General features: G+C 67.7%; 24 protein-coding genes. 19 read left to right on the forward strand and 5 right to left on the reverse strand.

Going from position 1 to position 23,687, the window contains the following annotated elements; all coding sequences use genetic code 11:
* Positions 1-99: 99 nt before the first annotated feature.
* From AC50X9_RS14840 to dapF, 4 genes are all read left to right on the forward strand, one after another.
* Positions 100-627, forward strand: a complete 528-nt coding sequence (locus AC50X9_RS14840; protein WP_494894577.1) for a regulatory protein RecX — start codon at positions 100-102, stop codon at positions 625-627.
* Between the two features lie 34 nt (positions 628-661).
* Entirely contained in the window at positions 662-2,233 is a 1,572-nt protein-coding gene (miaB, locus tag AC50X9_RS14845; protein WP_494894516.1) for a tRNA (N6-isopentenyl adenosine(37)-C2)-methylthiotransferase MiaB, read from the forward strand.
* An 87-nt stretch (positions 2,234-2,320) separates the two neighbouring features.
* On the forward strand, positions 2,321-3,229 hold the full coding sequence (miaA, locus tag AC50X9_RS14850; protein WP_494894579.1) for a tRNA (adenosine(37)-N6)-dimethylallyltransferase MiaA: 909 nt from the start codon (positions 2,321-2,323) through the stop codon (positions 3,227-3,229).
* Positions 3,230-3,260: 31 nt separating this feature from the next.
* Positions 3,261-4,217, forward strand: coding sequence for a diaminopimelate epimerase (gene dapF / locus AC50X9_RS14855; protein WP_494894517.1), 957 nt, complete (start codon positions 3,261-3,263; stop codon positions 4,215-4,217).
* Here dapF and AC50X9_RS14860 read toward each other — a convergent pair.
* Positions 4,198-4,812 carry a class I SAM-dependent methyltransferase gene (locus AC50X9_RS14860; RefSeq protein ID WP_494894518.1) on the reverse strand — a complete coding sequence of 205 codons (615 nt, stop codon included), beginning with the start codon at positions 4,810-4,812 and terminating at the stop codon, positions 4,198-4,200. The two genes, dapF and AC50X9_RS14860, sit on opposite strands and share 20 nt — an antisense overlap.
* A 507-nt stretch (positions 4,813-5,319) precedes the next feature.
* Here AC50X9_RS14860 and hflX point away from each other — a divergent pair.
* Positions 5,320-6,888: a GTPase HflX gene (gene hflX, locus AC50X9_RS14865; protein WP_494894519.1), complete on the forward strand. Its 1,569-nt coding sequence runs from the start codon at positions 5,320-5,322 to the stop codon at positions 6,886-6,888.
* A complete protein-coding gene (locus tag AC50X9_RS14870; protein ID WP_494894520.1) occupies positions 6,881-9,124 on the forward strand; it encodes an ATP-dependent DNA helicase in 2,244 nt (747 codons plus the stop codon). The genes hflX and AC50X9_RS14870 overlap by 8 nt, the downstream gene beginning before the upstream one ends.
* A gap of 82 nt (positions 9,125-9,206) precedes the next feature.
* On the opposite strand, the gene lexA is transcribed toward AC50X9_RS14870, so the two are convergent.
* Positions 9,207-9,956 carry a transcriptional repressor LexA gene (gene lexA, locus AC50X9_RS14875; protein ID WP_494894521.1) on the reverse strand — a complete coding sequence of 250 codons (750 nt, stop codon included), beginning with the start codon at positions 9,954-9,956 and terminating at the stop codon, positions 9,207-9,209.
* Positions 9,957-10,452: 496 nt separating this feature from the next.
* Here lexA and AC50X9_RS14880 point away from each other — a divergent pair, with 496 nt between their 5' ends.
* From AC50X9_RS14880 to AC50X9_RS14915, 8 genes are all read left to right on the forward strand, one after another.
* Positions 10,453-10,794, forward strand: a complete 342-nt coding sequence (locus tag AC50X9_RS14880) for a LysM peptidoglycan-binding domain-containing protein (protein ID WP_494894581.1) — start codon at positions 10,453-10,455, stop codon at positions 10,792-10,794.
* 56 nt (positions 10,795-10,850) lie between these two features.
* Positions 10,851-11,969, forward strand: coding sequence for a histidinol-phosphate transaminase (locus tag AC50X9_RS14885; RefSeq protein WP_494894522.1), 1,119 nt, complete (start codon positions 10,851-10,853; stop codon positions 11,967-11,969).
* A gap of 65 nt (positions 11,970-12,034) precedes the next feature.
* Positions 12,035-12,661, forward strand: coding sequence for an imidazoleglycerol-phosphate dehydratase HisB (gene hisB / locus AC50X9_RS14890; RefSeq protein WP_494894523.1), 627 nt, complete (start codon positions 12,035-12,037; stop codon positions 12,659-12,661).
* Entirely contained in the window at positions 12,658-13,383 is a 726-nt protein-coding gene (gene hisH / locus AC50X9_RS14895; RefSeq protein ID WP_494894524.1) for an imidazole glycerol phosphate synthase subunit HisH, read from the forward strand. The genes hisB and hisH overlap by 4 nt, the downstream gene beginning before the upstream one ends.
* Complete coding sequence (locus AC50X9_RS14900; protein WP_494894525.1) at positions 13,384-13,542, forward strand: hypothetical protein; 159 nt, start codon at positions 13,384-13,386, stop codon at positions 13,540-13,542.
* Between the two features lie 77 nt (positions 13,543-13,619).
* Positions 13,620-14,366: a bifunctional 1-(5-phosphoribosyl)-5-((5-phosphoribosylamino)methylideneamino)imidazole-4-carboxamide isomerase/phosphoribosylanthranilate isomerase PriA gene (priA, locus tag AC50X9_RS14905; RefSeq protein ID WP_494894526.1), complete on the forward strand. Its 747-nt coding sequence runs from the start codon at positions 13,620-13,622 to the stop codon at positions 14,364-14,366.
* Between the two features lie 12 nt (positions 14,367-14,378).
* Positions 14,379-15,278 (forward strand): SseB family protein, encoded by a 900-nt coding sequence (locus tag AC50X9_RS14910; protein ID WP_494894527.1) that lies wholly within the window; start codon positions 14,379-14,381, stop codon positions 15,276-15,278.
* Between the two features lie 61 nt (positions 15,279-15,339).
* Positions 15,340-16,674 carry an MFS transporter gene (locus tag AC50X9_RS14915; protein WP_494894528.1) on the forward strand — a complete coding sequence of 445 codons (1,335 nt, stop codon included), beginning with the start codon at positions 15,340-15,342 and terminating at the stop codon, positions 16,672-16,674.
* Between the two features lie 162 nt (positions 16,675-16,836).
* On the opposite strand, the gene AC50X9_RS14920 is transcribed toward AC50X9_RS14915, so the two are convergent.
* Positions 16,837-17,223, reverse strand: a complete 387-nt coding sequence (locus AC50X9_RS14920) for a DUF1844 domain-containing protein (RefSeq protein WP_494894529.1) — start codon at positions 17,221-17,223, stop codon at positions 16,837-16,839.
* A 456-nt stretch (positions 17,224-17,679) separates the two neighbouring features.
* Here AC50X9_RS14920 and infC point away from each other — a divergent pair, with 456 nt between their 5' ends.
* The 4 genes from infC (at position 17,680) to AC50X9_RS14940 (ending at position 20,677) form a co-directional block, all read left to right on the forward strand.
* Entirely contained in the window at positions 17,680-18,792 is a 1,113-nt protein-coding gene (gene infC / locus AC50X9_RS14925) for a translation initiation factor IF-3 (protein ID WP_494894530.1), read from the forward strand.
* 114 nt (positions 18,793-18,906) lie between these two features.
* Positions 18,907-19,101, forward strand: a complete 195-nt coding sequence (gene rpmI, locus AC50X9_RS14930; RefSeq protein WP_009358635.1) for a 50S ribosomal protein L35 — start codon at positions 18,907-18,909, stop codon at positions 19,099-19,101.
* 118 nt (positions 19,102-19,219) lie between these two features.
* Positions 19,220-19,699: a 50S ribosomal protein L20 gene (gene rplT, locus AC50X9_RS14935; RefSeq protein WP_494894531.1), complete on the forward strand. Its 480-nt coding sequence runs from the start codon at positions 19,220-19,222 to the stop codon at positions 19,697-19,699.
* Positions 19,700-19,765: 66 nt separating this feature from the next.
* Positions 19,766-20,677, forward strand: a complete 912-nt coding sequence (locus AC50X9_RS14940) for a TrmH family RNA methyltransferase (protein ID WP_494894532.1) — start codon at positions 19,766-19,768, stop codon at positions 20,675-20,677.
* 180 nt (positions 20,678-20,857) lie between these two features.
* On the opposite strand, the gene AC50X9_RS14945 is transcribed toward AC50X9_RS14940, so the two are convergent.
* Complete coding sequence (locus AC50X9_RS14945; protein ID WP_494894533.1) at positions 20,858-21,124, reverse strand: GlsB/YeaQ/YmgE family stress response membrane protein; 267 nt, start codon at positions 21,122-21,124, stop codon at positions 20,858-20,860.
* A gap of 271 nt (positions 21,125-21,395) precedes the next feature.
* Between AC50X9_RS14945 and AC50X9_RS14950 the strand changes: the two genes are divergently transcribed.
* Positions 21,396-22,316, forward strand: a complete 921-nt coding sequence (locus AC50X9_RS14950) for a cation diffusion facilitator family transporter (protein ID WP_494894534.1) — start codon at positions 21,396-21,398, stop codon at positions 22,314-22,316.
* 61 nt (positions 22,317-22,377) lie between these two features.
* Here AC50X9_RS14950 and AC50X9_RS14955 read toward each other — a convergent pair whose 3' ends face one another.
* On the reverse strand, positions 22,378-23,586 hold the full coding sequence (locus AC50X9_RS14955) for an MFS transporter (protein ID WP_494894535.1): 1,209 nt from the start codon (positions 23,584-23,586) through the stop codon (positions 22,378-22,380).
* Positions 23,587-23,687 lie beyond the last annotated feature (101 nt).

The following is a 23,687-nucleotide window of genomic DNA, read 5'->3' on the forward strand; positions in this document are numbered from 1 at the left end:
GGGAATCCTGCCCCCGGCACTGACGATGGGGACCGGCCGGGAAATTGGTCCCCGGACCGGCCCGGCGCCCGGTCCCGCCGGGCGGGTGCTCCCGCCGAGATTGACCCGGACGCCGACCCGGCGGCGGTCGCGCGTGCCATTGTTCTGCGGCAGCTGACAAACTCGCCCAAAAGCCGGCTGCAGCTCGCCCGCAAACTGGCCGAGCGCAACGTCCCGGACGACGTCGCGGAAGCCGTGCTGGACCGCTTCGAGGAAGTCAAGCTCGTTGACGACGCGGACTTCGCCGACATGTGGGTGCGGTCCCGCGCCCAGAGCCGCAAACTCGCCAAGGGTGCGCTCCGAAGGGAACTCGCCGAGAAGGGCATCGATGCCGAAACTGCTGCCGGAGCCCTGGAACAGCTCAGCGACGCGGACGAGGAATCCGCGGCGCGCGAACTCGTCCGGCGCAAACTCAGGGGCGCCAACGGTTTCGGAGACCGCGCCGAGCGGGACAAGACCACGCGCCGACTGGCCTCCATGCTCGCCCGCAAGGGGTACCAGCCCTCGCAGGCCTTCCGGATCGTGGGCGAAGTCCTCGACGCCGCGGCGGCCGGTGCCGAAGCCGGTAACGAACCGGATTTTGCGTAACCTCGCGCCCCACCCGAGCCGGTACCCTTAACAGGTGAGTTTGACCATTCCTTCCCCAGCAGCCGGCACCACCCCTTCCACTGGCGTCTCGCCGGCCCCTGGCGGGCCACAGGCCGCCGCGGCGCAGCCCCGCACCTACCAGGTGCGGACCTTCGGCTGCCAGATGAACGTGCACGACTCCGAGCGGATGTCCGGGATGCTCGAAGCCGCCGGCTACGTCCCCGCTGCCGGGGAGCAGGCCGACGTCGTGGTCTTTAACACCTGCGCGGTAAGGGAAAACGCCGACAACAAGCTGTACGGGAACCTCGGCATGCTGGCGCCGGTCAAGGCCGCCAACCCGGGAATGCAGATCGCCGTCGGGGGCTGCCTGGCGCAGAAGGACCGCGACACCATCCTGAAGAAGGCCCCGTGGGTGGACGCCGTCTTCGGCACGCACAACGTCGGTGCCCTTCCCGCCCTGCTGGAACGGGCCCGCCACAATAACGAGGCACAGCTCGAAATCCTCGAATCACTCGACGTTTTCCCCTCCACCCTGCCCACCAAGCGGGACTCGGTCTACGCCGGCTGGGTGTCGATCTCCGTCGGCTGCAACAACACCTGCACGTTCTGCATCGTCCCGGCCCTGCGCGGCAAGGAAAAGGACCGCCGTCCCGGCGACATCCTGGCCGAGATCCAGGCCCTTGTCGACGACGGCGCAATCGAAGTAACCCTGCTGGGCCAAAACGTAAATTCCTACGGCGTGGAGTTCGGCGACCGCCAGGCCTTCTCCAAGCTGCTGCGCGCCTGCGGCGACATCCCCGGGCTCGAGCGTGTCCGCTTCACCAGCCCCCACCCCGCAGCCTTCACCGACGACGTTATCGACGCCATGGCAGAGACCCCCAACGTGATGCCGCAGCTGCACATGCCGCTGCAGTCCGGCTCGGACAAGGTCCTCCGGGACATGAAACGGTCCTACCGCTCGACCAAATTCCTGGGCATCCTGGACAAGGTCCGCGAAAAAATCCCGCAGGCCGCGATCTCCACCGACATCATCGTGGGGTTCCCCGGTGAGACCGAGGAGGACTTCCAGGCCACCCTCGACGTCGTGGAAAAGTCCCGCTTCGCCACCGCCTTCACCTTCCAGTACTCCAAGCGGCCCGGCACGCCCGCCGCCGAGCTCCCGGACCAGCTCCCCAAAGCCGTGGTGCAGGAACGCTTCGAACGGCTCACCGCCCTGCAGGACCGGATCGCCGCCGAGGAGAACGCCCGCCAGCTCGGCCGGCGCGTGGAAGTCATGGTCACGGCCCAGTCCGGGCGCAAGTCCGAGGAAACCCACCGGCTGTCCGGGCGGGCCCGGGACCAGCGCCTGGTGCACTTCTCCGTGCCCGCCGGCGCCGGAACGCCCCGCCCCGGCGACCTCGTCACCGTGACCATCACCGGGGCTGCGGCGTTCCACCTCGTCGCCGACCCGGCGACACCGGAGGACTACATCCTCCGCCGGTCCCGGGCCGGCGACGCCTGGGACAGGTCCCAGGCCGACTCCTGCGGCGCACCCTCGCCCGGATCCGCCGCCGGCGGGACCGGCGTGTCCCTGGGCATGCCCGCCCTTCCCGTCCGCGGACGCTAGCCCGTGGCAGGTCCGCAGGCCGCGGGCGGCAGCCCGCGCGACGCCCCGGCCGGAACCCTACCGGAGGATGCCGGTGCCGCCCGGCCGGTGATCGCCGTCGTCGGGCCCACCGGCTCCGGAAAGTCCGATCTCGCTGTTTCACTGGCGCTGGAGCTCGACGGCGAAGTCATCAACGCCGATTCCATGCAGTTCTACCGCGGCATGGACATCGGCACCGCCAAAATCACCGAGGACGAACGCAGGGGAGTGCCACACCACCTCCTGGACATCCTGGAGGTGACCGAGGAAGCGAGCGTCTCGGACTTCCAGCAGCAGGCCCGCGCGCTCATCGCCGACATCCACGGCCGCGGCAAACGCGCCATCCTGGCCGGCGGCTCCGGGCTCTATGTCCGTGCCGCCCTGGACGTGCTGGAATTCCCGGGCACGGATCCTGCCATCCGGCGCAGGCTCGAGGCTGAACTGGAAACCGCCGGACCGGCGCCACTGCGGGCACGGCTGGAACGCGTGGACCCGGTCTCCGCAGGCCGTCTCGGGGACGCGCGCCGGATCGTCCGGGCCCTCGAAGTGTTCGAACTCACCGGGCGGCCCTTCAGTTCGTTTATGCCCACCCGTGAGTACGTCCGGCCCGCCGTGCAGATCGGGCTGGAAGTGGACCGCGAACAGCTCCGGGAACGGCTGGCCCGCCGGGTCCACACCATGGTCGAGCGAGGCCTGCTCGACGAGGTCCGGAAGCTCGACGCCGCCGGACTCCGGCTGGGGCGGACCGCCCCGCGTGCCCTCGGCTACGCCCAGTTCCTCCGGGTCCTCGACGGCGACTCCGACGCCGCGCAGGCGACGGAGGAAACCATCGTCGCGACCCGGCAGTTCGCCCGCCGCCAGCTCACCTGGTTCCGGGCCGACCCCCGCATCCACTGGCTCGGCTGGCAGGACCCGGACCTGGTGGCCAAGGCCGCTGCGCTGTGCGGCGCGGGCCTCCCCGGCCCGGCCGCGGGATAGGCCCGGGGCACCGGAACGGTAACCTTGAAGCATGGATGAAACCCTGGCCGTGGCCGCTGACCGCAACCCCACCGGTGACACGGCAGCCCTGAGCGGACTCAACTTTTCCAAGGGCCACGGCACCGGCAACGACTTTGTGCTCCTCGCCGACCCCAACGGCACTCTGGCGGTGTCCCCGGAGCAGGTTGCAGCGCTCTGTGACCGGCACCGCGGAATCGGGGGCGACGGACTGATCCGCGCCGTCCCGTCGCGGCTGCTCGCCGAGGGCCAGGAACTGCTCACCCGGAACCCGGACGCCGAGTGGTTCATGGACTACCGCAACGGCGACGGCTCGCTGTCCGAGATGTGCGGCAACGGCGTCCGCGTCTTTGTGCACTTCCTGATCACCGAAGGCCTGGTCGACTTGCCTGCCGGTGAATCATTGACCATCGGCACCCGGGCCGGCGCGAAAACGATCGTCCGCACGGCCGCCGGCTACGCCGTCGACATGGGACCCTGGGAGTTCATCTTTCCGGGCGAGGCCACCGCGCGGGCCATGGATTCGCTGGTCAGCGCGGCGGGACTGGAGGTCGCCAGGCCCGCCCTGTCAGTGAGCATGGGTAATCCGCATACTGTGGTGGCGCTGGCCGAACTGGCTGAGCTGAACGCCACGCAGCTTCATGCCGCACCCCACGTGGATCCGGCCCCGCCGCACGGCACCAACGTCGAATTTGTGGTGCCCTCCGAGCCGTTGGTCCATGACGGCGTGGGTACCATCACGATGCGTGTCCATGAGCGGGGTGTCGGGGAAACCCAGTCCTGCGGCACCGGCGCCTGTGCCGCGGCCGTCGCGATCCGCCACTGGGCCGGCCAGGGTGCGCCGGACGTCTGGAATGTCCACGTTCCGGGCGGGGTCGTCGGGGTTAAGTTCTTCCTCGGCGCGGAGGGCCACGAGCACGTCGAGCTCAGCGGTCCCGCGGTGATTGTGGCTAGCGGGACGCTTTCCTGATCCGAAGGATGCGGAACGACTTTGCGGTGCTCTCCCGGGTCACCGTGAAGCTGCTGTCGAGCTGGTCCGCGAGCCAGCGCTGAAGGGAATCAGACCCCAGGTTCTTTTGGACCACGAGCCAGGCCGAGCCGCCCGGAGCCAGCCGCGGCAGCCACAGCAGCAGCAGGGCGTGGAGCTCGTCCTTGCCGACCCGGATGGGCGGGTTGGACCAGATGGTGTCGAAGCGAAGCCCGGGGTCGACGGCGTCGGGCGTGCTGGCCGTGACATTGCCCAATCCCAGCAGCGCCGCGTTTTCGTTGGTGAGGGTCACACAGCGTTCGTTGACGTCCACGGCGTAGACCTGCGAGTGCGGTGCCCGCAGGGCCATGGTCAGCGCGATCGGACCCCAGCCGCAGCCGATATCCAGCAGCGTCCCCTGCGGTGCCGGGGCGGGAGCCTCCGCAAGCAGGACAGCCGTGCCCTTGTCGATCCCGTCGGGGCTGAAGATGCCCGAGGACGTCTGCAGGCGCCGGGTCTCACCGGCAAGCTCCACAGTCAGGGGCTTGCGGGTGAACGGCCCGGCCGGCTGGGGGCTGAAATAGTGTGCGGACTCCATAACTGGCCAGATTAGTTGTCCGTTGGTAGGTATGGGAAACCGGGGCGTCTGCCCCGCCTCCCGGCTTTCCCTGCCGAGCCGCGCGGCCGTGGCCCCGGCCGGAGGCAACCGCGCCGTCTGCTAGGCTTAAAAGCATGTTCTTGAACTTCAAGTAGCCGGCAGCGGGTTAACTCCCGTCCCCGCAGCGACGCAGGTAGTTACCTTCCGCTCAGTGCGCCACACCACGAGTGACCCCGGCACGGGACCCCGTAGGCGCCCGATCACCTTGGAGTTTGGCAGTGCTCGCTGGAGTCTGGCCGAGCGGACAGTTTCTTCCTCTTCCTGGTTCCACCACGCCAGTCCCTCCCTCATCTCACCGCTCCTTGCGGAGCCCGCCCGCCCCCGGCACCGTTGCCGCAGGCATTCCTGGAGGCCCGAATGACCAATAGTCGTCAGCCCAGCGCGAATACCGCCCCACCCAGCACCGATCCGCACTATTCTGAAACTGCCAAACCTCTAAAGGAGACCATGACCAGTCAGCCCAACCCCGGACCCGATTCAGCAGCCCAGGACATGAGTCCTGCGGAAATCCAGGCTGTCATCGACCGGATCCTCTCCAAGGACACCCCGGCCCGGAAAGCAGCCCCGGCTGCCGGTGAGGCCACGTCCGTGCTCGGCAAGGCGCAGGCGATCTCCCGGCTGGACGAGGAACACAGCAGCTACGACGGCGACCAGCAGGACCTCGAGGAACGGCACGCCCTCCGGCGTACCGCCGGGCTGTCCACCGAGCTCGAAGACGTCACCGAAGTCGAGTACCGGCAGTTGCGCCTCGAGCGTGTTGTGCTGGCCGGCCTCTGGACCGAAGGTACCCTCGCCGACGCCGAGAACTCGCTCCGCGAACTCGCCGCCCTCGCCGAGACCGCCGGCTCGGAGGTCCTCGACGGGATCGTCCAGCGCCGCCAGAAGCCCGATCCGGGCACGTTCCTCGGCTCCGGCAAGGCCCAGGAGCTCAAGGACATCGTGATGTCCACCGGTGCGGACACCGTCGTCGTCGACGCCGAACTGGCCCCCTCCCAGCGCCGCAGCCTCGAGGACATCGTCAAGGTCAAGGTGATCGACCGTACGGCCCTGATCCTGGACATCTTTGCCCAGCACGCCAAGAGCCGTGAAGGCAAGGCCCAGGTGGAGCTGGCCCAGCTCGAATACCTGCTCCCGCGCCTGCGCGGCTGGGGTGACTCGATGTCCCGGCAGGCCGGCGGCCAGGTCGGCGGTGCCGGTGCCGGCATGGGCTCGCGTGGTCCCGGTGAAACCAAGATCGAGCTGGACCGCCGCCGGATCCGCACCCGGATGGCAAAGCTGCGCCGCGAAATCGCCGCGATGAAGCCGGCCCGGGAGACAAAACGGGCCAACCGCCGTCGTAATGCCGTGCCCTCCGTCGCCATCGCCGGGTACACCAACGCCGGCAAGTCCTCGCTGCTGAACCGGCTGACCGACGCCGGTGTCCTGGTCGAGAACGCCCTGTTCGCCACCCTGGACCCGACCGTCCGCAAAGCCGAAACCGCGGACGGGCTGGGCTACACCCTCGCCGACACGGTGGGTTTTGTCCGTTCGCTGCCCACCCAGCTCGTGGAGGCTTTCCGCTCCACCCTGGAAGAGGTAGCCGACGCGGACCTGATCCTGCACGTCGTGGACGTCTCGCACCCGGATCCGGAGGGCCAGATCGCCGCCGTACGCCAGGTGTTCAGCGAGGTCGACGCACGCAAGGTGCCGGAAATCATCGTTCTGAACAAGGCCGACGCCGCGGACCCCTTCGTGATCGAACGCCTCAAGCAGCGTGAACCGCGCCACGTGGTGGTCTCGGCCCGCACCGGCGAAGGCATTCCGGAACTGCTCAAGGCGATCAGCGAGGGCATCCCGCGGCCGAGTGTGAAACTGGAACTGTTGATCCCCTACAACCGCGGGGACCTGCTCAGCAAGTTGCACGAAACCGACGCCGAGATCCTTAGCCTCGACCACGAGGAAGCGGGCACCCGTGCCGTCGTGATGGTGCGCGAAGGATTCGCCGCTGAACTGGACTCGTTCATCAGCAATGACTGACGCAGCGGGGACCGGGGCGCACACCGGCGGCCCGGCAGGGCAGGACACGACAGGGGAGGACACGACAGGGGAGGACACGGCAGCCGCTGCACCCGCAGGCTCCGACCCGGCAGCGGCCGAAGGCGCAGGGACCGGCGCCGCGGGATCTGATGACGCGGGGACAGAGCCCGCCCCCAGACGGTCAGCGAAGAAAGGCCGTCCGGCCGGCGAGGAGTTCGTTATTGAACTGCTCGACCGCGCCGTGTCCGGCATGGGCGGCCAGAGCCGCGACGGCCAGCACGAAATGGCCCGGCAGGTGGCGCACGCGATCGACAGCGGCGACCACCTGCTGGTCCAGGCCGGCACCGGAACCGGCAAGTCCCTCGCCTACCTGATCCCGCTGATCGCCCATTCACTCGTCAGCGACAAGCCCACCCTGGTCTCCACCGCCACCCTGGCCCTGCAGACCCAGATCGTCGGCCGGGACCTGCCCCGGCTGCTGAAGACCATCACCCCGGCGCTGGACCGGCCGGTCAAGGTCGCCCTCGTCAAGGGCCGCTCCAACTACGTGTGCCGCCACAAGCTCGACGGGGGCTTCCCCTCCGAAGAACCCTCCGAAGGCCAGCTCTTCTCACTCGGCGAGGACACCTCCGTGCCGCATTTCGCCGCGGCCATGGGCGGCCCGTCCTCGCAGCTCGGCAAGGAAGTCGTCCGGCTGCGCGAATGGGCCGAGGACACCCGGACGGGTGACCGGGACGAGCTCCTGCCCGGGGTCACGGACCGTGCCTGGCGGCAGGTCTCGGTCACCTCGATGGAGTGCCTGGGCGCGCAGAAGTGCCCGCTGGCGGCCGAATGCTTCAGCGAACTGGCCCGGGCGAACGCCGCTGACGCCGACGTCGTTGTCACCAACCACGCGATGCTGGCCGTCAGCGCCTTCGAGGGCCTCGCGGTGCTGCCGGACTACGACGTTGTGGTGGTCGATGAGGCCCATGAACTGCAGGACCGGGTGACCGGTGCCGTGTCGGGCCAGCTCTCCGTGGCGATGGTGCACGCCGCCGCGTCCGGGGCCCGGAAAAACACCGGCATCACCGTGGACGCCCTGAACAACGCCGCGTCCCACCTCGAACTTGCCGTTGAGGGGGTCCCCAGCGGACTCATGCCCAACGGCCTCAACACCGAACAACTGGACTGCGTGGACCAGTTGCGGGACGCCTGCCGCGCCGCGCTCTCGGACTCCAAGGGGGACAGCGCCAATACTGCCGACGGCGGCCGCCAGCTCGCCCGCTCCCGCCTCATGGTGATCCTGGAACTCTGCGAACGGCTGCTCGCCGCCCGCGAGAACCGCGAGGTGGTCTGGTTTTCCCGCACGAGCACGTTTGACCCGCAGCAGGGCTACGCCCAGCCCGACGAGACGGCGCCGGCCCTGATCAACATCGCCCCGCTCAGCGTCGCCGGCCGGCTCCGCGAGGGACTGTTCGCGGACCACACCGTCATCCTGACCTCGGCAACCCTGGCGATCGGGTCCGCTTTCGAACCGGCCGCGGGCGGCCTTGGCCTGGTCGGGCCGGGTGCACCCAGCTGGACGGGCGTCGACGTCGGCTCGCCCTTCGAATACCCGAAACAGGGCATCCTGTATGTTGCCAAGCACCTGCCCAAGCCCGGCCGCGGTGCGTCCCCGGAAGCCCTCGACGAGCTTGAGAAGCTGATCCGGGCCTCCGGCGGGGGAGCCCTGTGCCTGTTCTCCTCCCGGCGCGCGGCCGAGGAAGCCGCCGAGGCCATGCGGCCCCGGCTGGACATGAGCATCCTCTGCCAGGGGGATTCGACCATGACGGCGCTCGTGAAGCAGTTCGCCGACGAACCGGACACCTGCCTGTTCGGCACCATGTCCCTGTGGCAGGGTGTCGACGTGCCCGGGGACTCCTGCCGCCTCGTGGTGATCGACCGGATTCCCTTCCCGCGGCCCGACGATCCCCTCATGACCGCGCGGTCCCGCGCGGTGGCCCAGGCCGGCGGCAACGGCTTTATGAGCGTTTCCGCGACCCACGCCGCCATCCGCCTGGCGCAGGGCGCCGGCCGCCTGATCCGCACGACGACGGACCGGGGAGTGGTGGCGGTGCTGGACTCGCGGCTTTCCACCGAACGCTACGGGGGTTTCCTCCGCGCCGCACTGCCGCCGTTCTGGCCGACCACCGACCCGGCAGTTGCGGTCGCGGCGCTGGAGCGGCTTGCCAAGGAATCAGGGCAGCCGGCCGCCTAGCCACGGCCGGGACCAACGCGAAGGGCCCCGTCCGATGCCGGCGGGGCCCAGTTCCGGCTACGGACGCGCAGGTCCGTGCTGGCTAGAGGGAGCGCAGTACCGAGACGACCTTGCCCATGATGACGGCGTGATCGCCGAGGATGGGCTCGTACTGGGTGTTCTGCGGCAGCAGCCAGGTGTGGCCGTCGCGCTGGCGGAACGTCTTGACGGTTGCCTCGTCGTCCAGCAGGGCAGCCACAATGTCACCGTTGAGGGCGTCGCCCTGCCGGCGGACCACCACCCAGTCGCCGTCACAGATGGCGGCATCGATCATCGAATCACCCGCGACCTTGAGCATAAAGAGCTCGCCGTGGCCCACGAGCTGGCGCGGCAGCGGCATAACGTCCTCGACCACCTGGTCGGCCAGGATCGGACCGCCGGCGGCGATGCGGCCCACCAGCGGCACCATGGCCGTGTCGGTGGCACTGGCCAGCTCGGAAACCGACAAGCCGCCGACAGTGCGCAGCCCGCTGGACTTCTCGATCCCGGAAACCTTGGACGTGCCCTCATCGAGGGTCAGCGGCATCAGCACTTCCATGGCGCGGGGACGCTTCGGGTCCCGGCGCAGGTAACCGAGCTTCTCCAGCTGCGAGAGCTGGTGGGTGACGCTGGAAAGGCTGGCGAGACCGACCGTGTCGCCGATCTCGCGCATGGACGGCGGGTAGCCATTGTCCGTTACCGAGCGCTGGATGGTCTCCAGGATCTTCTTCTGCCGGACGGTGAGGCTCTTGGGTGGCCGGGCTGCCTGCGGGCTCCGCTGGGTGGCCCTGCCGCCTGTGGCTTGTGCTGCCATGTTCGCCAACGCCTTTCCGTTCCGCCCGGCCGCCGTGGCTGCGGTTGCCGGGAACTTCCGGCCTGAGATGAAATGTCAGACCCTGCTGATCAACTGCAGAAGTGGTTGTTCTTTGACTCAAACGTAGGCCAGCCACACGGCTTTTTCAAACATTTGTTCTAGCGAGTCTCGACAATGTTCGTCAATAAGTGCTAAAACAGAGCAGGTGATGTTCGAATATGTGTTCTATTTGAACACCAGTCGGACTCAGCACAACGTTCGGTTCTTTGTTCGAAGGTTAGGCCGGTTGGCGGCGCGTATGTGGAGTACGCCGGGCGGCACAGTATGGTCCAGGAGGGCTCAGTTCATGTCAGCATCAAGCGCATTTCACGACACTTTCGGCCGCGACGCGTTCGGCAACTACGGCCGACCCGACGGCGGTGTATCGGATCACCAGCAGCGTTCCCTGGCCCAGCGCCCCTTCGCCGGCGCTCAGGGCTCCGACGGCCGGCCCAGCTTGGCCGGCCGCGGCGCGCGGGCCAAGCAGGCGCCGCTGCGTCTGACCCGGCGGGGACGCATTGTCTTCATTGGAGTGCCGCTGATCCTGCTGGCCGCGCTCATCCTGTCCCTCAGCGGCTTCCTCAACGCCCCGGCCAAGGCCGCGGAGTCAGCCGCCGATCTCTCCCTGACGCCAACCGTGTCCGTGACGGTTCAGCCCGGCGAGTCACTTTGGGCCATCGCAGAGGCCGTCGCGCCGGAGCGGGATCCGCGCGATGTCGTCGCGGATATCGTCCAGCTGAACAACCTGGACGCTGCCCGGGTCGTGCCGGGCCAGGCGCTCTTCATTCCGTCCAACTAGCCCCGGGAATCCGTCACAGTTTCAGCGCCTGCAGCGATCTCACTTAAACTAGTGAAGTGACTGACCAGTTAGAGCGCCTGAACCGACTTCCCCTCCGGACGAATCTGCGGGGCTTGACGCCGTATGGCGCCCCGCAGCTGGACGTCCCCATTTTGCTCAACGTGAATGAGAACACCCATGGTGTTCCGGCCGACGTCCGTGCCGCCATTACCGAAGCAGTCACGATTGCCGCAGTCGGCCTGAACCGCTATCCCGACCGGGAGTTCACGGAACTCCGCACGGCCCTGGCCGAATACCTCGGGCACGGACTGGGCGCGGACAACATCTGGGCCGCGAACGGCTCCAATGAAGTTCTCCAGCAGATCCTCCAGGCATTCGGCGGACCGGGCCGCACCGTCATGGGCTTCCCACCCACATACTCGATGTACCCGCTGCTCGCGGCGGGCACGGACACCGGGTACCTCGCCGGGACCCGCACCGCGGACTACGGGCTGAGCGCCGCGTCTGCCGCCCGCCAGGTCCGCGAGGCCGGGCCGAACATCGTTTTCCTTTGCTCCCCGAACAACCCCACCGGCACCGGGCTTGGCCTGGACGTCGTGGAGGCTGTCTACGAGGCCGGCGAAGCCAGCCAGACGATCGTGATCGTCGACGAGGCCTACCACGAGTTCGCCCACGACGGCACGCCCAGCGCCCTTTCCCTCCTGCCCGGCCGGGAACGCCTTATCGTCTCGCGCACCATGAGCAAGGCCTTCGCCCTCGCCGGCGCCCGGGTGGGCTACATGGCCGCAGCGCCCGAAGTGACCGACGCCCTGCGCCTGGTCCGGCTCCCGTACCACCTCTCCGCCATCACCCAGGCGACAGCCCTGGCCGCCCTGCACCACCGGGTCGCGCTGATGGCCGACGTCGAGGACATCAAACGCCAGCGCGACAGGATCGTCGCCGAACTCCAGCGGATGGGCCTCAAGCCGGCGGCTTCCGACTCCAACTACGTCTTCTTCGGCGGTCTGGACAATCCGCACGAGGTCTGGCAGGGCCTGCTCGACGCCGGCGTGCTGATCCGGGATGTCGGCATTCCGGGGCACCTGCGCGTCACCGCCGGGACTGAGACGGAAACCACAGCCTTCCTCGAAGCCCTCGAGCGGATCCTGGCCGGCCGCGCCGTACAGCCCGCCTAGACTTAACCCCAGGACATCCACCCTGCCTGCACGGCGGGCACCGCCGTCATCCAAAGGACACGCACATGAGCAACACCGGATCAACCGCTGCCGAGGGCCGGACCGCACGCATGGAACGGACCACCAGCGAATCATCGGTGCTGGTTGAGATCAACCTGGACGGCACCGGGGTCTCGGACATCAGCACCTCGGTGCCCTTCTATGACCACATGCTGACCGCGCTGAGCAAGCACTCCCTGATCGACATGACGGTCAAGGCCACCGGCGATACGCACATTGACGTCCACCACACGGTTGAGGACGTTGCCATCACCTTGGGCGAGGTCCTGCGGACCGCGCTCGGGAACAAGGCCGGTATCCGGCGGTTCGGCGAAGCCACGGTTCCGCTGGACGAGGCCCTCGCGCACGCCGTCGTCGACGTCTCCGGCCGCCCGTACCTTGTGCACGGCGGCGAGCCTGCCGGCCAGGAGTACCACCTGATCGGCGGACACTTCACCGGTTCGCTGACCCGCCACGTCTTCGAGGCGATCACGCTGCACGCCGGGATCTGCCTGCACATGAACGTGACCGCCGGCCGGGATCCGCACCACATCGTCGAGGCCCAGTTCAAGGCGTTCGCGCGCGCCCTGCGGGCCGCGGTCGAACCGGACCCCCGCGTCAAGGGCATTCCGTCGACCAAGGGTGCGCTGTGACCGGCAAGGTCCTGAAGGACGGCGCGATCATCGACCCCGACGCCGGCCGGAAGCCGGCGTCGCCCGAGGGCAAGCCCACCGTCACAGTCCTGGACTACGGCTCCGGCAACATCCGGTCCGCCGTCCGCGCCCTCGAACGCGCCGGCGCCGAGGTGATCCTTAGCTCCAAGCCGGAGGATGTGCTTAACGCCGATGGCCTCGTAGTCCCCGGGGTCGGTGCCTTCGAGACCGTGATGCGTGAACTCAAAGCCGTCGACGCGATCCGTATGATCGGCCGCCGCGTTGCCGGCGGCCGTCCCGTCCTGGCCATTTGCGTCGGACTGCAGGTTCTGTTCGAAGCCGGCGTCGAGCACGGCACTGAATCCGAAGGGATGGGGGAGTGGCCCGGCAAGGTGGAACTCCTCCCGGCCGACGTCGTACCGCACATGGGCTGGAACACGGTGTCCGTTCCGGAGGGCTCCAGCCTCTTCGCCGGTGTCGAGGACGAGCGCTTCTACTTCGTCCACTCCTACGGTGTCCAAAAGTGGGACTTCGACGTGATCCAGCCGCGGATGACGGCGCCGCTTGTCACCTGGTCGGATCACGGCGCCCCGTTCATCGCGGCCGTGGAAAACGGCCCGTTGTGCGCCACACAGTTCCACCCCGAGAAGTCCGGCGACGCCGGTGCGCGGCTGCTGCGCAACTGGGTCGAGGGCCTGCGCAGCCGAACCGGGACCGCCTAAATGTGGTCCATAGTGCTGATGGGCCTGGCCGGCCTGCTGGTCGGCGGCGGGCTGTCCTTCCGCCAGCAGAAAAGCCCGCGCTGGATCCAGGTTGTGTTCTACGTCCTGGCCGGCATGGCGCTGCTCGCTGCGTACCTCCTGACGCTGCCCGCCGCCTGACGCACTGCACCGCCGCACTGCACCGCCGCCGCCCCTGCCATCCCCGAAGAGCCGTCCCTAAGAGCTGAGGATCCACGATGACCACCGAAACCCCGCTGCCCGTGCTGGAGCTGCTGCCCGCCGTCGACGTCGTCAACGGCCAGGCTGTCCGCCTCGTCCAGGGCGAGGCCGGCAGTGAGACGAGCTACGGCACTCCCCTGGAAGCCGCGCTCAACTGGCAGCAGCAGGGGGCCGAATGGGTCCACCTCGTGGACCTCGACGCCGCCTTCGGCCGGGGCTCCAACGCCGACCTGCTCCGCGAAGTCGTCGGCCGGCTCGATATCAAGGTGGAGCTCTCCGGCGGCCTGCGTGACGACGAGTCGCTCGAGAAGGCCCTCGACCTGGGCGTTGCCCGCGTGAACCTGGGCACGGCAGCCCTGGAGAACCCGGAATGGACCGCCCGTGTGATCGAGCGGTTCGGCGACAAAATCGCCGTCGGCCTGGACGTCCGCGGCACGACCCTCGCCGGCCGCGGCTGGACCAAGGAAGGCGGGGACCTTTGGGACGTTCTCGCACGCCTCGAAGAGGCCGGCTGCTCCCGCTACGTCGTCACGGACGTCACCAAGGACGGCACGCTCCAGGGACCCAACGTGGAACTGCTGCGCCAGATGGTGGAGAAGACCGGCAAGCCAGTCGTCGCCTCCGGCGGGATCTCCAGCCTCGACGACCTCAAGGTCCTGCGCTCCCTCGTGCCGCTCGGCGTCGAGGGCGCCATCGTCGGCAAGGCCCTCTACAACGGCAACTTCACCCTGCCCGAGGCCCTCGACGTCGCCGGCCGCCGCTAGCCGGTCCACAGCATGGAACCCCAGCCAGCCGGCAACAGCGCCGCCGACACCTCCGCCCCGCCGCGCCCGCTGCCCGGCCATATCGCCGCTGCCCTCGCCGGCGCCGGGGGAGCAACCGACTCGGCGGGACAGCCCTGGGCCGGGCGCAGCCTCACCGGCGACGACGCCACGATCCACAACTTCGAGGACGACGACGGCGCTGCCGACGCCGGCTACCTCGCCGCACTGGCTGCCCTCGCGTCCGGCGACGGCGACGAGGCTGAGGTGGTGGCCGCGCTGGCCACGGCCCGGGTTTTTGTGCCGATCCTCGCCACGCTCGCCGAGGAAGCCGAAGGCGCCGGCGGGCTGCGGGCCGACAAACAGGCTGACATGGCCCTGGTGACGCTCAAGGCACCGGACGGCCGGACAGCGATGCCCGTGTTCACTTCAGCCGCCTCGCTCGAGGCCTGGCACCCGGCGGCCCGCCCGGTGGCTGTTTACGCTGCCCGCGCGGCACTCTCCGCCGTCGCCGAGGGCGCGGAACTGCTCGTGCTCGACCCGGGCTCCCCGGTGACCTTTGTTGTGCGACGCCCGGCGGTGTGGGCCCTGGCGCAGCAGCGGGACTGGACGCCGTCGTATGCTGATCCCGAGCTCGCCGGGAGCCTCGGCGGGGCCGCCGCTGGCTTTCCCGCGGTCCGCCGTGTTGAAATTCATCCAGGCGGTGGAGTCGCCTCGCTGACAGCCGATGGAACGCGGCTGCCGGGCGGAGGTGCCGGCCCGGAAGTCCGGGTAGTGCTCTATCTTGAAGACGGGCTCGACGCCGCCGGTGTCCAGTCCATCGTGTCCGGCCTCAACGATGCCTGGGCAAGGAATGAAGTACTTGCTGAGCGGGTTGACTCGATCGAGGTCAAATTGCAGCGCGCAGCACAGTAGCTGACGGCCCGCGGGGGAGATCCAGGTGCTGCCGCCGGTAAGTACCAGAGGGATGTAGTCCGTGAACTTCGCGCTGTACCGGGAACTGCTGGCCGTTCGGCCGATCAGGCGGCTCCTGCTGATTGGCATGGTTGCCCGCATACCGCACTCCGCGGCGGGGGTCCTGCTGACCCTGCACATTGTGCTGACGCTCGGCCAGGGCTACGCGGCCGCGGGCGCCGCTGCCGCCGTGATGACCATTGGCATTGCCGTCGGTGCGCCCTGGCGCGGCCGGCGGGTCGATACCGTCGGCCTGCGGCGCGCCCTCATCCCGTCGGTCATCTCAGAGACAGTCATTTGGTCGGTTGTGCCGCATGTGTCCTACGAACTGCTGCTGCCGCTGGTGTTCGTCGGCGGGCTGCTGACGCTGCCGATCTTCAGTGTGGTGCGCCAGTCCCTCGGCGTCCTCGCCACTGGGGAGCAGCGCCGGACAGCCTTTGCCCTCGACGCCATCTCCACGGAGCTGGTCTTTATGATGGGCCCCGCCGCCGGCGCCCTGGTCGCAACCGCCGGATTCTCGGTCCTGGGGCTGACCGTCGTCGGCATCGCCACCTCGGTGTCCGGGCTCTTCCTGATGTGGTTCAACCCGCCGACCCGCAGCGCCGAATGCGACGCCACGTCCGATCCAGAGTCCGATGCCGTGTTTGAGGCAAGCCAGCAGGAAGCCGCCGAGGTCGCCGTCGTCGCCGCTGCGCCGGCGCACCTGCAGGAAGCCGCCGCCGAGTTCGCCCCGCTCGCTGCGGCGGGTGAACGCCGCCGTGTGGCGGCCGGGCTGCGGCGCCGGGTGATCCACAATTTCAGCTGGTTCACTCCGGCCGTGGCTGCCGTCTTCGCCGTCGCTGCCGGGGCCGGCATGATCCTCAGCGGCAGTGACGTCGGGATCGTTGCGTCGCTCGAAACCGGCGGCCACCAGGCCGAGATCGGACTGGTGTTCATCTTCTGGTGCGGGGCCTCGGTGGTTGGCGGACTGATCTACGGCGCCATGCATCGGCCGATTTCGCCGATCCTGCTGCTCCTGGGCATGTCGGCCCTGACCATTCCGATGGCTTTCGCGCGGGACACGTGGACCCTTAGCCTGCTCTCGCTGCTGCCGGGCCTGTTGTGTGCACCGGTGCTTTCGGCAGCCTCCGAGAAGGTCGCCGAACTTGTGGACGAGCGCCGCCGCGGTGAGGCGATGGGTTGGTATGGTTCCGCGCTCACCGGCGGCGTCGCCTTCGGCGCACCGCTTGCCGGGGTCTTTATCGACGGCATCGGTGCCTCGTCCGGATTTGTGGCCGTGGGAGTGGGCGGGGTGCTGCTGTGCCTGGTGGGACTCGTGCTGCAGCGCCGCCGCCGGCGGCGCCTTGCTGCTGCCTGACGGGCACCGCCGGGGCAGCGGTTCCCGGATGGCGCGCGTGGACTGCCGCAGGGGCGGCAACAACACCGGCAACGGCTTTCACGACGGCCCTTAAATGACGGCGGCGGGCGGACCGATGTGGTCCGCCCGCCGCAGCGTAGTCGCTGAATTACTCCGGGTGCTTTAGTTGACCGCTCCGGTGTACTTCTCGCCCGGGCCCTTGCCCGGCGCGTCCGGAATAATGGATTCCTCGCGGAAGGCCAGCTGCAGGGACCGCAGGCCGTCGCGCAACGGGCCGGCGTGCTGGGAACCGATTTCGGGCGCTGCGGCAGTGACCAGTCCGGCGAGGGCCGTGATCAGCTTGCGGGCCTCGTCGAGGTCCTTGAGTTCTTCGGCGTTGTCCTCGGCGGCGAGGCCAAGCTTCACGGCGGCGGCACTCATGAGGTGCACGGCTGCGGTGGTGATGACCTCGATGGCGGGCACCTCGGAAATGTCGCGGATCTGCTGTGAGACGTCGCCCTGGGCGCTGGCGGGCTCGTAAACGTGTGAATTACTTTCTGAAGTGCTCATGCTGGTAAGCTTGTCACAGACCGACTGAATGTCGTTATTTCACAGTAGTCAAGTATTCACAGTTGTTATGTACCTGCGGTTATACTGCAGCGGTGTAACGGCCGGAGCCCGTCGGCAACCAACATGCCTGTCATGGAGGTGTGCCGGACGGGATTTCTTCTGTAGAATCGACTTTCAGTCAGCAAGCGGAGTTCTCTCCCACCCGCGTCAGCCGCTCTCCTTCGGGAAGCTTCGCAAGAAGCAAGGTTGCCGGGTACCTGGTCGGGCATTCCTCCCGGGCGTCAGCCTGGCGGGATGCATGCCGCCTCACACGAGGCAGGCAGCACCGATCTTCGAGGCCTTCGATTGCTCCGGCAATTGGGGGCCTTCTCTTTTTGCCGGTGGAATACCCCTCACGAACACAGGAGCCTTAACATTAGCGAGCCAAGAATCAATGAGCGTATCCGCGTCCCCGAGGTGCGGCTGGTCGGCCCTGCAGGCGAGCAAGTAGGCGTTGTCCGTATTGAGGATGCCCTGCGTTTGGCTGCCGAGTCCGATCTTGATCTCGTTGAGGTTGCACCGCAGGCCAAGCCTCCGGTGTGCAAACTGATGGACTTCGGCAAGTACAAGTACGAAGCCGCCGTCAAGGCACGCGAAGCCCGGAAGAACCAGACCAACACGGTTCTGAAGGAAATCCGCTTCCGCCTCAAGATCGACACCCACGACTACGAGACGAAGCGCGGCCACGCGCTCCGCTTCCTCGGCGCCGGTGACAAGGTCAAGGCCATGATCCAGTTCCGCGGCCGTGAGCAGCAGCGCCCCGAGATGGGCATCCGCCTGCTCCAGCGCTTCGCCGACGACGTCGCTGAAGTCGGCGTCGTTGAGTCCAGCCCGCGGATCGATGGCCGGAACATGGTCATGGTGGTCGGTCCCCTGAAGAACAAGGCGGAAGCCAAGGCAGAGGCCCGCCGCGCATCGCAGCGTGCGGAAGCCAAGGCCGAGAACGAAGCCAAGGCTTCGGGCACGGGCCGTGTCGACACGTCCGGCGCGGCGGATGCACCCCTGACCCAGTCGCTCGCCGATCTTCTCCCGGAGGGCTACCAGGTCCGTACCGAACCCGAGGCTGAGGTAACCGAAGCTGAAGTAACCGCAACGGAGACTCCGGCAACGGAGGCCCCCGCCGTGGAGGCTGCTCCCGCCGTCGACGAGGCCCCGGCCGAGAAGACCGAAGAAGCCGTGGTTCCGGCCCAGGCCGAGGAAGCCCCGGCTTCCAAGGTTCCGGCCACGGAAACGCCGAAGCAGGAGGCCCCCAGGGCTCCTAAGGCTGCCCCGAAGCGTGAAGCCCCGAAGACTGAGGCTCCTAAGGCCTCAGCCCGGCCGGCTGTAGCCAAGGCGCCCGCAGCGCCCAAGGCTGCCGCTAAGGCTCCGGAAGCCGCACAGGTTCCCGAGGCTGAAAAGTCCGCTCCGGCGGCTGCGCCGAAGCCGGTTGCGGCACCGAAGCCGATTCCGCGGCCGTCGGCGCCGAAGCCTGCTGCACGGCCGGCGGCCCCGAAGGCCGCCGCCAAGCCGGCGAGCAAGAAGACCAACTAGTTCAGGCTGCCGGACAGCAATGTCCGGCGGCAAGCAACCAGCACGCCGCCCGCAGGGACGGCTGCACGAAAGACTGCAGACCCTGTCTGCGGATACGTAAGGAGATCGGTTCCCATGCCGAAGATGAAGACCCACAGTGGTGCTAAGAAGCGCTTCAAGCTGACCGGCAGCGGCAAGCTGCGCCGCCAGCAGGCCAACCGCCGCCACTACCTCGAGCACAAGTCCTCCAGGCTGACCCGCCGCCTTGCCGGCGACAAGATCGTCTTCAAGGGCGACGCCAAGGTCATCCGGAAGATGCTCGGCATCTAAGTTCCAAGTTCTCTGACTGTTGCCACCTGGCACCAGTCAACTACCAAAAAGGCTTCTCAGGCCAGCCGGTTGTTCCGGCAGTAGATGCTTGGGATCAGATTTTCTAAGGAGTACGCACGTGGCACGTGTGAAGAGGGCGGTCAACGCCCACAAGAAGCGCCGGGTTATTCTTGAGCGCGCCAAGGGCTACCGTGGACAGCGTTCACGCCTGTACCGCAAGGCCAAAGAGCAGCTGCTGCACTCGTTTGTGTACAGCTACGGTGACCGCAAAAAGAAGAAGGGCGACTTCCGCCGCCTGTGGATCCAGCGCATCAATGCTGCATCCCGCGCCAACGGCCTGACCTACAACCGTCTGATCCAGGGCCTCAAGGCCGCTGAGGTCGAGGTTGACCGCCGGATGCTGGCCGAGCTTGCCGTTTCCGACGCCAATGCCTTCGCCGCGCTGGTCAAGATCGCCAAGGATTCGCTGCCCGCCGACACGTCGGCTCCGGCCGTCCAGGCTGATGCTGCACCGGCCGCAAAGAAGCCTGCTGTCAAGAAGGCTCCCGCCAAGAAGCCGGCTGCCAAGAAGCCTGCCGCTGCTGAGGCTGCTGAGTAGTACTCCCGTAGTTCGCACGAACTGCCTCGTTCAAGAACCGGCTGGAAAAGCCACTAAGGTTCTTATATGAACGAAACCGGGCGCCCGCAAGATGTACACCTTTCCAATCCCCGAGCTGATCGGGTGAGGAAAGTGGCACAACTCGCCGGGCGCCCGGCCCGTTTAAAGCGCCGCGAGTTCCTGGCGGAGGGACCGCAGGCGGTCCGGGAAGCCCTGGCCCTGCACCAGAAGAGGATTGCTGCGGGGGAGCCCGGCATCGTCTATGAGGTTTACGCGAGCGAGTCCTGCCTGGACCGGCACCCGGACCTGGAGACACTCGCGGAGGGAACCACCGCCTACCTGGCCACCGACGAAGTGCTCGCCGCGATGGCGGACACCGTCACCCCGCAGGGCATCCTCGCCGTCTGCGGATTCCTGGACGTCAGCCTTGAGCAGGTACTCGACGCCGGCCCGCGGCTGCTTGCCGTGCTGTGCGAGGTCCGCGACCCCGGCAACGCCGGCACCGTGCTGCGTGCCGCCGACGCGGCCGGCGCGGACGCCGTCGTGCTGACTGCGTCCAGCGTGGACATCTACAACCCCAAGGCCGTGCGCTCGACGGCGGGATCCCTCTTCCACCTGCCTGTTGTGCTCGGCGCCGAGGTCGAGGAACTCGTGGCCCGCTGCAAGGAACGCGGCATTGGGGTCCTCGCGGCGGACGGCCGCGGCCAGCTGGACCTGGACCGGCTGCAGGACCAGAACGCGGCCCGGCGGCTCGGCGCACCCAGCCTGGACTCCGAGTATGCGCTGGAAGGCCCCACGGCGTGGCTCTTCGGCAACGAAGCGCAGGGCCTGTCCGAGGAAGAACTTGCCCTCGCGGACCACCGTGTGGCGGTTCCGGTCTACGGTGCCGCAGAGAGCCTCAATCTCGGCACCGCGGCCACCGTCTGCCTCTACGCCAGTGCCCGCTCGCAGCAGGACGGCGCAGCCCCGCGCGGATAAACGGTCCCGTTCGGCGGGGTAGGGCCCGGCAAGAGAGCCCCAAAAGAGGGCCCCAAAAGAGGGCCCGGCAAGAGGGCATCGGAACAGGGCAAAAAATCGGCGGGGGTCCACCGGATGGTGGGCTCCCGCCGTCGTTGCTCACCGTCCCGCACCGTGGGTGCCGGGCGGTGGCGAGTGCCTTTACGTGGTCTTGTTGCGGCCTGTGACAGCGCCGTAAATGCCGGCAACCACCAAGCCGCCGACAATCGCCAGGATCCAGGAGCCGAGGTTCCAGAATTCCATCCGGCCACCGCCGAACAGCAGGTCGCCGATCCAGCCGCCGACCACGGCACCGACTACGCCGAGCACGAGACTGGTTACCCAGCCGCCGCCGACCTTGCCAGGCATGATTGCCTTGACGATTGCACCAACTATGAGTCCGAGAATGATCCAGCCTAGAAAGCCCATTACTCCTCCTACATATTCGTCGGCATTCAAAGGGTGAATCCCGATTATGGCTTCAAGCTAACATAGGCCCGTTTGCTTGTCAGCAGGATCACACCCAATCGTTATCTGCCCCGTGACCTGCGCCGTTCCCGGTCGCCAGGGCTCCGCGTCCACGGGTGCGCCGCTGATCCGGGCGGCGCTGCGATCCGGTGATAACGGGTACGGTATTCCTTGTGGGTGCAGGCATCGGCCCGAGTCCACGACCTGGTCGAACCCCTAAGGAGAAGCTCTCTTGGCTGCAAATGGCGGTACCAAGGCGATTGTTGCGGCGCTTGCTGCGAACCTGACCATCGCCGTCCTCAAATTCGTCGCGTATTTCCTGACGTTTTCCTCATCGATGCTGGCCGAAGCGATCCACTCGCTCGCTGACTCCGGCAACCAGATCCTGCTGCTGGTGGGTGGCAAAAAGGCCAAACGGGCCGCGAGCCCGGAGCATCCGTTCGGCTACGGGCGCGAACGTTACATTTACGCGTTCATTGTCTCGATCGTGCTGTTCAGCGTGGGTGGCCTCTTTGCCCTGTACGAAGCGTGGGGGAAGATCCAACACCCGCATGCCATCGAGGGCGCGTTCTGGTGGGTTCCGCTCGCTGTGCTTATCGGCGCCATCATCGCCGAATCCTTCTCCTTCCGGACCGCGATCATCGAATCCAACCACGTCCGCGGCAAGCAGAGCTGGGTCAAATTCGTCCGCAGCGCCAAGCAGCCGGAGCTGCCCGTCATCCTGCTCGAAGACCTCGGCGCCCTTGTGGGCCTGGTCTTCGCCCTCTTCGGCGTGAGCCTGACCCTTCTCACCGGCAACGGCATCTGGGATGCCCTGGGCACCGCGATGATCGGGTTCCTGCTCGTGGCCATTGCCGCTGTGCTGGCCATCGAGACCAAGTCGCTGCTGCTCGGCGAATCGGCCACCAAAGACGACGTTGCCACGATCAGGGCGGCCATCGAGTCCGATGGCACCTCGATCATCCATCTCAAGACCCTGCACCTGGGCCCGGAGGAACTGCTGGTGGCCGCCAAGATCAGCATCGGCCACTCCGATACGGGCCAGGAAATCGCCAAGGCGATCGACGGCGCCGAAACCCGGATCCGCGACGCCGTGCCGATCGCCCGGGTCATCTACCTCGAACCGGACATTCAGCGGGTCAGCACGCCGTAGCGGGCGCTGGCCGGAGATCCTGCAGAGTCCGGGGCCGCTGGTCCGATAGCCGCAGCGCGGGCTACCGGACCAGCGGCCTCTTGCGTTCCACCAGCCCGCTGATCAGGGCGACGCCGAGGCCCAGAACGGCCAGTCCGGCCCCGACGAGGGCGGGTGCGACATAGCCCCAGCCCCAGGCGATTACGAGGCCGCCGAGGAAGGCGCCCAGGGCGTTGGCGACATTGAGGGCCGCGTGGTTTAGCGACGAGGCCAGCGAGGGCGCATCCGGAGACGCATCCAGCAGCCGGGTCTGCAGGGCAGGGACCAGCAATGCGCCCGCGGCGCCGACCACAAAGACCATCACATAGGCGGACCACGGCCAGTGCACCGCGACGGCGTAAACCACGAGCGCCACGGCAATGCCCGGCAGCACCCAGTAGATCGTCCCCATCACGGACCTGTCAGCAATCCGGCCGCCGACGATGTTGCCGACCACCATGCCCAGCCCGTACAGCGCGACCACCAGCGGCAGCCAGGCCGCGGGAATGCCCGCCACGGAGGTCATGGTGTGGGCGATGTACGTGTAGGTGGCGAAGAAACCGCCGAAACCGACGATGCCGATCAGGATCGCCAGCCAGACCTGGAGCCGCTTGAGGGCACCGAGTTCGCGGCGGAAGCTCGCATCAGCGTGCGGCTTCTGGAACGGCAGGAACTTCCAGAGCATCGCCAGCGTGAGGATGCCGATGACGCCCACCAGCAGGAACAGCAGCCGCCAGCCATAGGTCTGGCCCAGCCAGGTGCCAAAGGGAACGCCGATGACATTGGAGACGGTCAGGCCGGCCATGACCATTGAAATGGCCCAGCCGCGCTTGGTCGGTGCGACCAGCGACGCCGCGATCACGGCCGCCACCCCGAAGAAGGCCCCGTGCGGCAGGCCGGCGGCGAAGCGTGACACGAGCATCGTGCCGTAGTCGGGTGCGATGAAGGAGGTCAGGTTTGCGATGCTGAAAAACAGCATAAGTCCCAAGGCCAGGTACTTCCGCGGCATCTTGGCGCCGACGGCGGCCAGCAACGGGGCTCCGATCACCACGCCGAGGGCATAGGCAGAAATCAGGTGGCCCGCCTCCGGGGTGCTGATGCCGAGCCCTTGCTCCACCTCCTTGAGCAGGCCCATCATGGTGAACTCCGTCGTGCCGATGCCGAATCCGCCCATGGCAAGGGAAACGATGGCGAGGGCAACATGGCGGGTGCCGGACTTGGGCGTCGCCGGGGCTTGGGTGGTGGTAGTCATTCGTCTGCTTTTCGGTGACGTCCCCGGCGCGAGGCAGGAGAAAACGGCAATTAAATCTGTTGTGTGGGTTGATGTATGTAACGGGGCGGGCACGCTCGGTA

It is taken from the genome of Pseudarthrobacter sp. HLT1-3, from assembly GCF_059383535.1.